Origin of the sequence: Ruminiclostridium sufflavum DSM 19573, from assembly GCF_003208175.1 — a bacterium.
In the GTDB taxonomy this organism is placed as follows: Bacteria; Bacillota; Clostridia; order Acetivibrionales; family DSM-1351; genus Ruminiclostridium; species Ruminiclostridium sufflavum.
Genome location: NZ_QKMR01000025.1, coordinates 22,946 through 37,854, shown reverse-complemented (window position 1 = coordinate 37,854; position 14,909 = coordinate 22,946). Strand labels below are relative to the sequence as shown.

The window sequence follows — 14,909 nt, the reverse complement described above, 5'->3', positions numbered from 1 at the left end:
AGGTTGCTGATAAAATGCTGCATGGTGCTAAAATTAATAAGAATGTAAAACAAAAAATATCTCATAAGAACTTGGATGTGGGAATTGCAACCGGAGGAAAGACCGCTGCAATATACATAGATTCAAAAGGTAAGGATTATAACGGGCTGAAGCTTGTAGCGGAGTCTTTTGCTGCTGATGTTAATCTGGTTACGGGGTTGATGCCGGCAGTTGTAACTAATATTGATGGGATTAAAGGAACGGTTATTATTGCAGGAACCGTTGGAAACAACGATATAATTGATTCCCTGATTAATAAGGGTGAATTAGATATATCCGATATAGAAAACAAGAGGGAGTGCTTTAAGATACAGGTTGTTGAGAAGCCTGCATCAGAAGTTGACAGGGCTGTAATAATAATAGGGAGCGAAAAGAGAGGAACAATCTACGGCATTTATCATATGTCAGAATTAATTGGTATAAGTCCGTGGGTTTACTGGGGGGATGTTTTACCTGTAAGAAAGCCGGAATTGATTATTGCGGAGGACAGCTTGAATTTTACTTCTAGAGAACCGTCAGTGAAATACAGAGGCTTTTTCTTAAACGATGAATGGCCGTCGCTTGATTCATGGGCAGCCGGCATGTTCGGCGGCTTTAATGAGGAGTTTTATGAAAAAGTGTTTCAGCTGCTTTTGAGATTGAAGGGTAACTTCCTGTGGCCTGCCATGTGGAGCTCGGTATTCAGTGAAGACGGTAAGAGCAGCTCTGCTGCCAATGCAAGGCTGGCAGATGCATATGGAATTGTTATGGGAACCTCTCATCATGAGCCGATGTTCCGTGCAGGTAAAGAATGGAAGAATATCAATCGGCAGTATGGCACAAACGGAGCATGGGATTTTTCCAAAAATGCAGAGGCTATAACCAGATTCTGGGAGGATGCCCTGCTGCGGAATAAAGACTTTGAAAGCCTTATTACAATTGGTATGCGAGGAGAACAGGACTCTGCCCTAGAGGGAACAGAGCGGGAAAATATAGAGCTTTTGAAGAATATTATAAAAACACAAAAAGCTTTACTTAAAAAACACGGTATGGAGAAGCGGCCTCAGGTCCTGACAATATATAAGGAGGTGGAAAAATACTGGTACGGCTCTGAGAATTCAGAAGGCCTGAGGCATTGGGATATACTTGATGATGTTACCATTATGCTTGCGGATGATAACTTTGCAAATGTACGTACATTACCGTCTGAAGCGGAACAAAACAGGAAATCCGGCTGGGGAATGTACTATCATTTTGACTATCATGGAGGTCCGGTTTCTTATGAATGGATTAATACCACACCCCTTGAAAAGGTGTGGGAGCAGATGTCCATGACATATGCTTACGGGGTGAGGGATATATGGATTGTCAATGTAGGGGATTTAAAACCAATGGAGCTTCCTGTTTCGTATTTTTTGGAGCTGGCCTATGATTTTGACACTTGGGGAACAGCTGGAATTAACAAGACAGGGGAATATACAAAAAGGTGGGTTTCACAGCAATTTGGAAATAATGCAGGAAAAGAAATTATAAATGGAATTGCAGGCTTATTGTCAGACTATACAAAAATGAACGGAAGCAAAAAACCTGAGGTTACTTTTGCAAGCACATACAGCTGTACAAATTATAATGAAGCGCATAGAGTATTGGCTAGGGCGATTGATATGGAGAAAAGAGCAAAGAAATACCGTGCTATGCTTTCAGAGGAATGCAGGGATGCATACTACCAGTTGGTTTATTATCCTGCCGCTGCCTCTGCGAATATTGTAAAAATGCAAATATATGCGGGCCTGAATAATCTGTATTTCAGGAGGAAGAGTGCTCTTGCGAACTTCTATGCTGATTTGGTGCAGGAATGTATCGAAACGGATGAGAATATGCAAAAATTTTATAACCGCGGTATGTCGGGCGGCAAGTGGAAGGGAATGATGAGCTCCCATCATATCGGATATACATATTGGAATCCGGATGGCTGGACATATCCGAAAACCGGTAAGGTAATGCTGGAAGAAGGCAGCTGTTTGATTGTTGATGCAGAAGGAGCAGGGAAGGAATGCCGTTCAGGCTGTACTGCTTTGCCTGCGTTTACCAATCCGGGCAAAGAGAGTTACTCTGTTACAATAAGCAATGGAGGAAGAACGGCCTTTGATTATAGAATAGAAACAAGCGCAGACTGGATAAAAGCAGACAGTGCTGAAGGCTGTGTAATTGACGGAAGGACAATTGCGGTTTCTGTTGACTGGGCAAAGGTGCTGAAGGATTCTAACGGCTTCATAAGTATTTATGGTGCTGATGAAAAAGTACAGGTGAATATTACCGCGCAGGTTTTAAATACCGACGGGCTGCCTGTGCTGACCTTTGTTGAAACTAACGGTGTGGTATCCATTGAGGCAGAGCACACTGCCAACAAAGCTTCAAAAGCAGCTGCGCAATGGAGGACTATTGAAAACTACGGACGTACCCTGTCCTCTGTAAAAATGTTTCCTGTCACAGCATTCTTTGAGAAGCCGGAAGACGCACCATTTCTGGAATATATCATAAAAACAGAGAGGGCTATGGAATACATCCTGACAACGTATGCCGCACCCTCAAATAATTTATATAAAAACAGCAGACTGCGATACGGGGTGTCCTTTGACGGAGGTAATATCGTTATAGCTGATGCGCTGCCTCCTGATTTCGCTGCCGGAGATTATGACAATGACAGCTGGTGTAAGGCAGTTCTGGAAAATATCCATTTAACCGAAACTAAGCATTTTTTGACTAAGGGAATACATACACTCAGGCTTTATGGCATGGATGCAGGGCTTGTCCTGCAAAAGCTGGTTTTATCCGGAGAAAAGCTTCCGGACTCATTTTTTGGCCCCGAGGAGAGCTTTTATATAAAGCCCTCGCCGGTATTCTGAATATAAAAATTATAAGGCATGGGACAACAAAGTCCTGTGCCTTTTTTGGCTGCTTGCTCAGCTTTCCGGAAGCTATCAGTGGTTTGCTTGCAAACAGTATTACAGGAATCAGCAATACTGCATTTTCGGTGCTATGCTTGCCGGATAACCCGGCTTTACATTACCTTGATAATGTTGGATACTTATGATTTTCAACCGGGAAAACCGATGCATTTATATAAAAAAAATATATAATGTAAAAAAACTAATTTTGTAGAAAAATAAGGTAAAATATGATATAATTAAAAGTGTTTATAAAAGTTGTTTTTAAAAGTACCAATAATATAAAATTATTTTGGTTTGCATTAAGATTGAGATTTAATCTTCATCTTTTGGGTAGATATATTCTTTGACAGGAGTCAGCTGTTATTAAGACAGCGGTATTGATTTCAAGGCTGTAAATGGCTAAAGTCAATTGCGGTTCAAGCCTTAGAGACGATATCTAGTCTTTTTAGGCGAATTAAGCTTTTAAGCTGATTTTGAACACAGTTTGGGTTTGAATTTGTTTTGACTTTAGGAGGCTTTAGCCGATAGTAATTGATTTTTGTACAAAGCTTAAATACTACAGATACAAGTTTTAAAGCCAGTATTGCTTATGCTATATATAAAGGGGGATTCAGTCCATGCCGGTACTTCGGCTGAGCTTTGCGCTCGAGGGCGGGGGATGGACATACTTATGCGAAAACGTATCGGAGTACTGATAGGAGAGGCAGAAGCACCTCATTGTATGACCCTTTTGACAGGTATATCAAATGAGGCAAAGAGATTGGATTTTGATCTTTTTGTATATACAAATTTTAATCAAACTATGGGTCAGGAGAGATATGTCAGGGGAGAGGGCTCGATTTATGAGCTGATAAATTTCAATATGCTTGATGCAGTTCTTATTGTCCCGGAATCACTTCGTATTCCGGGGATTGCAAGGCGATTAGAGAAAAAGGTGCAAAGGGAATTTAACGGTCCTGTATTGTGTATTGATTATGACAGCGAGTTTTTTCCGACTATGAAATTTGACGATATAGACCTTATGAAACGCATAATACATCATCTGACGGATGTTCATGGGTTTACCTCTATTGCCTTTATATCAGGCCCCTTGCACCATGAGCATGCAATTAACAGACTGACGGCGTATAAGGAGGCATTAATGGAGCGGCAGATACCCATTGATGAGTCTTTGATTTTTGAAGGTACATTTTATTATGAATGTACGGGAAAAATGGCAGATGAACTGATGAAAAGAGAAAAGCTGCCTCAGGCTGTTGCCTGCGCCAATCAGCTTATGGCGGTTGATATTTATGATGAATTAACCAAAAGAGGGCTAAGTATACCTGAGGATATTGTAGTAACAGGATATGATGCAACTGACCGAAAAGTTAAGGAAAACTATTATATAACATCTACCTTGCGTACAGGCGGGGCTTTGGGAGCCAGAGCGGTACGGTATCTTTATGAAAAATTATATAATACGGTGCTTCCTGAGCAGGAGGATGATGAAGACAGGCTTTTGATATGGAATACCTGCGGATGCAGACCCACTCATGAAGAAATAAATATTCCTCTGGATTATTCAATATGGAAAAATGCTGAAATAAATTCTTTTGAAAATCACTTTTTAAAATATAACTTTATGATGGAGGATTTAATTTCTTCAGAAAATCCTCAGGAATGCTTTGACAGGTGCAGGACTTATTTGCCGGACTTGGGCGATTACAGCGACATTTATATCTGTCTTAATGAAGATTGGCTGACCAAACAGGATACAAAAGCTATATATTCCGGCAAAATTCTGGTTGTGATACAGGACCACAAAAGTAACATTGGCAAGGTTATCCCTGTAGAAAGCTTTCCTAAGTTACAGATGCTTCCATACATAGAAATACCTCGGGAAAAGACCATGATTTATTATTTCATGCCGCTGCATTTTTATGGAATAGCCTTCGGATATGCTGTGATTTGCTTTGAGGATAAGCCGGTTTTCTTTAACCGTAATTACAGGCATTGGATTCATAATATGGACAGCGCTATTCAGTCTCAGAGGCAGGAGCACGCATTGCATGAAATGTATGACAAATTGGAGAGGTATGCTGTTAAGGACCTGCTTACGGGAATTTACAGCAGCAATGGTTTTGAATTGCATTCTATGAGTATATATGAGGATGCAAAGGCTTCAGAACAAAATTTAATTTGTATAGTAGGTGATGTTAATAATCTGAAAACGATTAATGACCGTTACGGTCATGAGTGGGGCGATAAGGCACTTCGCATTCTGGCCGATGCGCTGGAAAATCAGATTAAAATGAAAAAGCTGAAAGGGATGGCGTTTCGTACCGGCGGGGATGAGTTCAATCTTTTACTGACAGGAGCTTATACAGAAGACAGTGTAAAAAATATAATAGATGAAATTGATGATTATGTGGAAATGGCAAAGGATTTGTATGACATGCCGACTAATGTTACAGTCAGTCTTGGAGGCTGTCTGTCAGTATGTACCGAAGATAAGCCGCTGAGTGAGATCATAGCGGAAGCTGACCAGCAGATGTATAATCAAAAATTTATATATAAAAGCTCAAACAGAAACAATGTCCAGACCAGAATCTGGAACAAGGCTTATTTTGAGGCAGAGACCGAAAGAATAATTAAGGAGAACAGCTTATGCAAGAAATATGCATTTATAAGCATGAGAATCCATAATTATGAATTATATTTAAATATTTATGGAAGGCAAAAGGGGAATGATATCATACGGCATCTGGGAGAGCTTGTTGATATCCATTTGCCTGAGGACAGCATAGCAACAAAGTATTCCGACAGGCAGTATGTTATTTTCTTTCCATATACGGAAGTAAGCGATATTGAAAATTGGTTTCTAACGTTTAATATGAATATTGAAGGCTATGAGCTTCAGACCAGATCAGACTATTCAATGAAAATTAATTCAGGTATATATCTGTATAAGGGTCAAGGAAAATATACTGTTAAGGATATGATTGAGAGAGCAAATTTTGCGCTTCAGACAGGTATAGATGATGTAAAGGGCTTTGTTGTCTATGACGAGAGGATGCGTGACAAATTCATTGAAGAGACAGAAATCATAAGGTCCTTTGATGAAGCAATGGAAAAAAATGAGTTTCAGATATATTTGCAGCCGCAGCATTACATACAGATGAAGGACAAGGTATTAAGCGCGGAAGCGCTTGTACGATGGATTAAAGCAGATGGAACGATTATATATCCCAATTCGTTTATACCTGCTTTTGAAAAAAATGGATTTATTGCGAAATTGGATCGTCATATAATGGAGCTGACCTGTAAATTTATAAATACGCATATTGAGGAAGCTTGGTGCAGAGATATAAGGATAGCAGTTAATGTGTCAAAAATAGATTTGGAATATGAGCATTTTCTGGAATATTATATTGACACTAAAAACAAATACAATATACCGGATGGAGCCATAGAAATTGAGTTTACAGAGAGTGCGGTTTTTGAAGATTATAATACCTTTAAGAATATAATGGAAAAGCTGCAGCAAAGTGGGTTTTCCTGTGCGCTTGATGACTTTGGAGCAGGAAGCTCGTCTCTGAATCTACTTAAGGAATTGCCGGTTGATGTCATTAAAATGGACAGGCTTTTCTTTAAGGAGTCCAATAACAGGCAGCGTGACAATTCTGTAATTACAAGCGTGGTTGCAATGGCAAAGGGCTTAGGAATGAAGATTGTCGCGGAGGGAATCGAGGATGATGAAAGAGTTAAGTTCTTAAGAGAAATAGGATGTGATGTCATTCAGGGCTTTATATATTCAAAGCCGTTATCCGTAAACAATTTTATTGACTATGTATCGGGATACATGAATAAGCTGGAGCAATACTAAGTTTTTAGCCTTGCATAGCCGTCAGAACGGTTATATGAGGCTTTGCTTTATTAACAGGCTTTCTTTTTATAGCTGAAAAATTTTCTATAGGTAAGAAATATGGTAAAATATGATATAAGAATAAATATTTTATAGAATGAAATGGAGAAAAATATGTTTTTTATATTTGGATGGGGACATCAGACAGTTAAAAATCACGGGCCGGTAAAGGTTTTTCATTGCGAGCACTGCAATAACGATAAGGTTTGGATACTTCACAGCAGGAAAACATGGTTTACACTTTTTTTTATTCCGGTTATCCCATACTCATCGGAGCACCTGCTGTTTTGTCCTATTTGCCACCATGGCGTAAGGCTGGATAATGAAAAGTTTAACGAGCTGAGGCTGATAGCGGAATGTAATACGGAGCTTATCGGCAAAAAAATAACAGAGGAGCAGCATGCTCAGAGAATAGAAAAAATAGCGAGTGATATAAATTCAAATAATGTTAACTCCAATATTTACCCTAAAACAGAGACACAATTAAATTACATAAGGCAGATGAATGAAATAAACAACCAAAAAAACTCTGGTTCTGAATGATGATAGTATAATATTAATATATTTTTAAAATTATACTTCTCTGTCTATTTTTATTTTATTTTAATATTTAATGACGAGATATATTTAATTATGGTAAAATAATGTAATATAAGAGATTTTTTCTTCAAAAAGATAAACAGGGGGTAGTTTCAATGGGGTTTTTTAATGAGTTTTTATCTAAAAACAAAAGTAACATAAAGCTTGTGTATAAAGATGATAGTAAAAAATCTGACGAGGGCGGGTCTGAGAAAAGCCAATCAACAGATGGTCAGACTGATGAAAAGAAACTTACTGAAAAGGATTTTGTTGAATGCTATGATGAACGGGGCCAGAAAATATTTATATCCAGGGACGAAATGAAAAACACGGTTTTGCCGGAGCAGTTTAAGAACCATTGGAATACCGCTGATGCATTATATAACGATATCCTGCTGGCGCTGAAGGATGAATTTAATGATGAGGCTCTTGATGCCGCAAAGCACCTTGTACATATAGATGAGAATAAAGAACGCGGATATACCACACTTGCAGCGGCATATCTGGCAAAGGATTTGTATGGTGAGGCTGAAAAAACATTAAATGAATATATAAAATTATTTGGAAAAACGGGAATAATACTGACAAATCTTGCGAGAGTTCATTATTCCATAGGTGAGAGGGAAAGGGCGCTGGAGCTGATTTGGGAAAGCCTCTGCATGGATCCGAATCAGGAGGCAACTCTTCAGTGGTGGATAATATTGAATAGTGAAGCCGAGGATAAAAAACAATATCTGGATTTATTGAAAAAAATCACTGCGATAAATGGAAGCTGGCTGCCTCAGCTTTATCTGGCCCGGTATTATCTGGAGCAGAGGGACTTGGAAAGTGCAAAGCCTGTGTATGAGTATGTTTTAAGTACGGCAGCAGATGAATTGCCGGTATTGTATATTATTTCGGGAGATTTGGGAAATAACGGATACATAGATGAAATTATTGACATAGCAGCACCGCTGTATGATGTTGATAAGCATGATGTAATGGCCGGACTCAATATATTGCATGCATATATTCAGACGAGAAATTATATTGAGGGTCAGATGCTTGTAAATAAGATGATGAAACTCGGGAGGCCTGATGTGAGGGCTGTTTTATTGAAGCTGTCAGAGGATTTTGAAATAATTAAAAAGTCTGATTCTAAAAATTCAAATACAAATGAAAAAATTGAATATGAGCTTGTTGTTACGGACAAGCCAATCTGGTATTATGGCTTGAAGTCTCCGGAATGGCTTTTGCCTAAGGACTTAAAAAAAGAGAACATCGGCTTTTTATCCTTTGCCGATTTGACTGATAAAACTGAGAAGGTTACGGAGCTACAGCTTGAAGACGAAACTGGAAGAATGACCAGAAGCATACCGTTAATGCTGCAGGAGGTATTATTATTCAAATTTAATGCGGAATCAAAATTACTTGTTCCAATCGTAAAAGATATCGGACCGGCAGTAACAAAAGCAGAATACAGCAGCACACAATTGGCGGATGCAGCCAGAACAAATGATTTGGATTTGTTGGTTACGGGTTGCATTACGGCAAATCAGGACGGATACGGTGTTAAGGTAATATTATTTGAAAGCGGAAGTCAGTCAGTCCGGTCATACGAAACGAAACTTTCAGGCACAGAAAATAATGATGACTTTGTTGAGTCTATTAATAATATAACTGATGAAATAGCAAAGGCAATAAATATTGAAGCTGCGGAGCCAAATTATTATAATACTCCGTCGGGAGACATTGCTTTCAATTATTTAAGCGCTTTAGGACAATCCTTAATGCAGTCGCTGGTGGATAACAGATTTGTTAAATTTGAAAACTTATGGGGTGAAAGAAATATACTGAACTGCTATTTAAGCCTTGCTCTTTCTGCTCCGGAAAATCCGGTTCTGAAGATAATGCTTGTTTCAGGGCTGGCAAAAAGCAAGTCGTATGGTTCAGAGGTGTATAAGGAATTCAGAGAGCAGACTGTAAAGCTGTTATCTGACGAGCAATCGGAAAATGACCCTATTAAATTGCTGGTACCGTTTGTTTATTATTTATATGATATGAAAAAGGAATTTATAGCTGTTATGGACAGCAATTCAAAACTGAATTAATAATAAAAGGCAGCTTGGTATATTGCTGCAAAAAGCTGAGCTCTGACTCCATAATCTTACAAAAAAGGTTAAGGAATCAGAGCTTTTATTTTACATCCGTTAAATAATAAAACAAATACAACATTAAGTGAAAAAAATACAAATATACTTACAAAATATGCAATAAGTAGTAAAATAGAGTTATAAAGCATAATAGAAGGCTAAAAAAAATTAAGGAGGTTTAAAAATGAAGGGGAAAAGGTTTTATGTTTTTGTTCTGCTTGCCGCTTTTGCGGTAAGTATGTTTCCGCAGCCGGCTAAAGCTGAGGAAACAAATTTTAATTATGTTGATGCATTTGCCAAATCAATTCTGTTTTATGAAGCAAATTGGTGCGGACCTGATGCAGGAAACAACAGAATAAAATGGCGCGGGCCGTGCCATTGCGATGACGGAAAGGATGTCGGACTTGACTTGACAGGAGGCTTCCATGACTGCGGAGACCATGTCAAGTTCGGTTTGCCTCAATGTGCGTCAGCATCTACGCTTGGATGGGCGTATTATGAATTTTCTGATGTTTTCATAGAAAAAGGACAGGACGGCTACATGCTGAATATCCTGAAGCATTTTTGCGATTACTTTATTAAGTGCTTCCCCAATAAAACCACATTCTACTACCAATGCGGTGACGGTGATGTGGACCATCAATATTGGGGACCGCCTGAGCTTCAAACTTATGACAGGCCTACATATTATGCTGCAACACCGGAAAATCCGGGCTCGGATGTTGCCGGAGATGCGGCGGCAGCTTTGGCGCTTATGTATGTGAACTATAAGGACAGGGATTCCGAATATGCGGAAAAATGCCTGACTTATGCAAAAGACCTCTATGATTTCGGAATGAAATACAGGGGAAACAGTAAAGCACAGAGCTATTATCTTCCCAGAACTTATCTTGATGAGCTTATGTGGGGCTCAATATGGCTTTACGTGGCGACAAATGATCAGAAATATATGGATAATGTTGAAAAGCTGATGGTTGAGAAGGGTATAACAGGAGGGAATTCCTTTAACGACAACTGGACACAGTGCTGGGATTATGTTTTGACAGGCGTATTTACAAAATTGGCCACTCTTTCCACCAATCCTCTGTATAAAGCTATTGCCGAGGATCATTTGGATTACTGGCAAAACAGCTTGAAATCAACTCCGGGAGGCTTGAAGTATCTGGACAGCTGGGGTGTCTGCAAATATCCCGCGGCCGAGAGTATGGTTCAGCTTGTTTACTATAAGTATACCGGCGACAAGAGCTGTCTTGACTTTGCAAAGAGCCAGATAAATTATATTCTTGGGGACAATCCGAACAATATGTCTTATGAGGTCGGTTTCGGAGATAATTATCCCAAATACCCGCATCACAGAGCCGCCAGCGGAGTTCTTGAAGGCCCGCCTGCAGATGAAAAGAAGGAACTGCCGGAAAGACATATCCTGTATGGTGCTCTTGTGGGAGGAGCAGACATGAATGACGAGTATCATGACAATGTGAATGAATATGTTTATTCGGAAACAGGTCTTGATTATAATGCAGGGTTTGTGGGAGCATTGGCAGGCATGTCGAAGTATTTCGGCGAGGGTCAGATGCCTGAGGAAACTCCGGGCATTGAGCTGATGCCGTCACAGTACTATTCTGAAGCTAAGCTGTACAAATCAAACACAGAGGGCGTTACTGTTGACCTTAATTTATATAATATTGTTACGTCACCTCCTCAGTATGAGAAAGGGCTGTCCTGCAAGTTCTTTGTTGATTTGTCTGAATATGCCGAAGAAGGAATTAATCCTTCCAAGTTTACCACTAAGGTTTATTATTCTCCGGCAGGTGCGGCGATATCTTCTATTCAGCCTTTTGACAAGGAAAAGAATATTTATTATGTTGAAATAACCTTCCCGGATAGTGCCTTGTATGCAAGAACTTATGTGCAATTTTGTATTTACAATTACGAAAGCAAGCTCTGGGATTCAAAAAATGATCTTTCTACCGCAGATTTGACAGATGAATACATAAAAACCGGGGATATCCCAATATATAAAGACGGAGCTAAGGTTTATGGCAATGAGCCTGACGGGGGAGAAGAAGATATTCTGTATGGAGACTTGAATAATGACAAGCAGGTGGACTCAATTGACTTTGCTTTATTAAAGAAATATCTTCTGAACAACCAGCAGGAGGGCATATCGTTGAAAAATGCCGATATCAACAAGGACGGAGAAATAGATGCTTTGGATTTTGCAAAGCTGAAGCTGTATTTGTTAAAGTCAATTACATTTTAAGGCCTTTGCGACGATAGTAATTGACTTTGGTGTCAAAGCATTACCTGTGGGAGCTTGATTATTATATCAAGGAGTCTTTAAATATTTTTGGGGAGGTAATTTAAAATGCATAGCATGCAGAGAGAAAAAAGGAAAAAGTTCAGTATGATAAAAAGCATTCTGTCAACATTTGTGGCTGTAGCTGTAATTTCAGGGCAGCTTCTCATATCAGGTGCGGCATTGGCGGAAGCACCGCCGGCAACTTTTACACCGGCTGAAAACTGGGAGGATTACAATTATTTTAATTTTGCCGAAGCACTTCAAAAGTCACTTTATTTTTACGATGCCGAGAAATGTGGTGCCGAAGCAGGATATGACAAAGGCGGAAGGCTGGAATGGAGAGGCTCCTGCCACGAGGGAGACGCGGCTATTCCTCTTGAAAATACTTCACTTTCCAAGGCCTTCTTGGAAAAATACAGAAGTATAATAGATCCGGACGGTGATGGTACGGTAGATGTACACGGAGGCTTCCATGATGCAGGCGACCATGTCAGGTTCGGCCTTCCTCAGAGCTATACGGCAGGCACACTTGGCTGGGGCTTTAATGAATTCAGGCAATCCTTCAAGGCAATTGGTGAAGAGGAGCACATGACAGAGATACTAAGATACTTCACAGATACCTTTTTACGCTGCTCTTTTCTTGACAAGGACGGGAAAATGATAGCCTTCTGCTACATGGTAGGAGAGGGTGATGTTGACCATTGCTACTGGGGGCCGCCGGAGCTTTATCCAGAGGAATACTCAAAGACCAGACCGGCTGATTTTGCAACTGCGGATTCTCCCGGCAGTGATGTTTGTGCCAGTACTGCCGCGGCACTTTGTACATCATATATGAATTTCAAGGATGAAGATCCGGAATATGCGGAGAAGTGTCTCACAGTTGCAAAGGCAATGTATGATTTTGCGGTGGAGTACAGAGGAAAGCATAAGGGCGACGGCTACTATACCTCCGATTACGATGAGGATGAGCTGGCTTGGGCTGCGGTATGGCTCTATGAGTGTACTGGAAATATGGACTATATAGATGATATAACCTCGGTTGATGCGTCAGGAAACTATACCGGATATATGAAAAGGATAATACCTGAAACCTTTAAGCAGAATATCTGGTATAATTCATGGGTTCACTGCTGGGATGCGGTATGGGGAGGAACCTTCCTGAAGCTTAACCAGCTGTTCCCGGAAAACGAGCTTTTTGATTTTATAGCCAGCTGGAATGTAGAGTTTTTGTCAGGCGGCAAATGCAAGCACAAGGATACTAAAGACACAAATTACTATAAAACATCACCTGCGGGATATACGATGATAAACGGCTGGGGCTCTGCCCGTTACAATGCAGCTGCACAATTGTCCGCTCTTGTATATATGAAAAACCATCCTGAGAGAACTGATTTCGGAGAATGGGCAAAAGGTGCGATGGAATATCTTATGGGAAGAAATCCGATGGGATATTCGTATATAGTGGGCTACGGCTATGAGCAGGGACTGCCTTCTGTAAAGCATCCGCACCACAGAGCGGCTCACGGCTCAAAAACAAACAGTATGAATGATCCGGAAGAGCACAGGCATATTTTATGGGGAGCACTGGCAGGCGGACCGGATTTGAATGATTACCATATGGATTCTACCACCGAGTATGCATACAATGAAGTAGCCGTTGACTATAATGCGGCATTTGTGGGTGCCTGCGCCGGATTGTACAATTATTACGGTCAGGGTGATGAACCTATAGCAAATTTCCCGCCGGAGGAACAAAGAACTGACGATTACTATTGTGAAGCACGTGTTGCCCGTGAGACAAAAGACAGTTCGCAGATTGTTCTGAAAATACACAATGAATCCAGCCAGCCTCCGCATTATGAAACAGGAATGATGGCTAAATATTTCTTTAACATAAGTGAGCTTATTGAAAACGGTCAGAATATTGATGATGTAATATTTTCTATAGAGTATGACGAGCAGATTTCCATGCAGCAGGAGCCTGTTGTATACAGGGGGCCCTTCAAATGGGATGATGCCGGAACATACTATTTTGAATTTGACTGGAGCGGAAAGAAGATATACGGAGACAGGGAGCTTCAGATTTCATTCAGAGCAAAACAGGATTCAAACTATCTGACCCACTGGGATTCTTCCAATGATTACAGTAAGAAGAATCTTACTGATACTTACGCTGTAACTGAGAATGTACCTGTATATCTGGATGGGAAATTAGTATACGGGAAGGAAGCTCCAAAGCTTGAGCCTACAAAGCCTGATGAAAATCCGGATGGTACTCCGCCTTCAATTCAGTTATTGTATAAGACCGGAGAAGTAGATTTAACTAAAAACACACTGAGATCCACCATAAACATAAAGAACACCGGCACAGTTCCCGTAAAATTATCAGATGTTAAGGTTCGCTATTGGTTTACAAATGACGGGAACAGTCAGAATATATTTACATGTGACTATGCTGTCTGCGGAACTGAAAATGTGCTCGGAAGCTGTCACAGTATAGACAATCCGGCGGAGGGTGCCGATACCTACTGTGAGATTTCCTTTGCTGACAAAGCAGGTATTCTTGCCGCGGGAGGAAGCACAGGTGAGATACCTTTCAGAATAGAAGGAGCCTCTGATTATGACAAGACAAATGACTACTCCTACAATTCAAAAATGAGTACTCCCGGTGATAACGATAAAATCACCGCATATATCAAAGGAGAGCTAAAGTGCGGAACAGAACCTGTCAAGGTTGATTCCCATCCTTTATTCGGAGATGTTGACAACAGCGGAAGTATTGATGCCATAGACTTTGCAGTTATGAAAAAGTACCTGCTGGGTGCTGCGGAGCTTGATTCGGATGCTTTTGTCAGGGCAGACTTGAACGGTGATAAATCTGTAGATGCAATTGACATCGCATTGTTCAAGAAATATCTCCTTGGTACCTTAACTGTATTTCCTGTAAGCGAGTAAGCGGTTTTTATGCCTGCCAAGGTCGATTTATATTCAAAGCCGTTACCGAAGGGATATTGAGACAA

At 40.2% G+C, this 14,909-nt stretch carries 6 protein-coding genes; all 6 read left to right on the top strand.

The genetic code is table 11. The features are described 5' to 3' along the window. Positions 1-14 precede the first annotated feature (14 nt). Positions 15-2,924 carry a glycosyl hydrolase 115 family protein gene (locus LY28_RS16485; protein WP_110463281.1) on the top strand — a complete coding sequence of 970 codons (2,910 nt, stop codon included), beginning with the start codon at positions 15-17 and terminating at the stop codon, positions 2,922-2,924. 703 nt (positions 2,925-3,627) lie between these two features. Next, complete coding sequence (locus LY28_RS16480) at positions 3,628-6,837, top strand: EAL domain-containing protein (protein WP_165835605.1); 3,210 nt, start codon at positions 3,628-3,630, stop codon at positions 6,835-6,837. 153 nt (positions 6,838-6,990) lie between these two features. Then, positions 6,991-7,419: a zinc-ribbon domain-containing protein gene (locus LY28_RS16475; protein ID WP_110463279.1), complete on the top strand. Its 429-nt coding sequence runs from the start codon at positions 6,991-6,993 to the stop codon at positions 7,417-7,419. Between the two features lie 152 nt (positions 7,420-7,571). Then, the gene (locus LY28_RS16470) at positions 7,572-9,545 is read left to right on the top strand and encodes a tetratricopeptide repeat protein (RefSeq protein ID WP_110463278.1); all 1,974 of its coding nucleotides are present in this window, start codon (positions 7,572-7,574) and stop codon (positions 9,543-9,545) included. A 280-nt stretch (positions 9,546-9,825) separates the two neighbouring features. Then, the gene (locus LY28_RS16465; protein ID WP_422785017.1) at positions 9,826-11,850 is read left to right on the top strand and encodes a glycoside hydrolase family 9 protein; all 2,025 of its coding nucleotides are present in this window, start codon (positions 9,826-9,828) and stop codon (positions 11,848-11,850) included. A gap of 105 nt (positions 11,851-11,955) precedes the next feature. After that, the gene (locus tag LY28_RS16460; RefSeq protein WP_110463276.1) at positions 11,956-14,844 is read left to right on the top strand and encodes a glycoside hydrolase family 9 protein; all 2,889 of its coding nucleotides are present in this window, start codon (positions 11,956-11,958) and stop codon (positions 14,842-14,844) included. Positions 14,845-14,909: the final 65 nt, after the last annotated feature.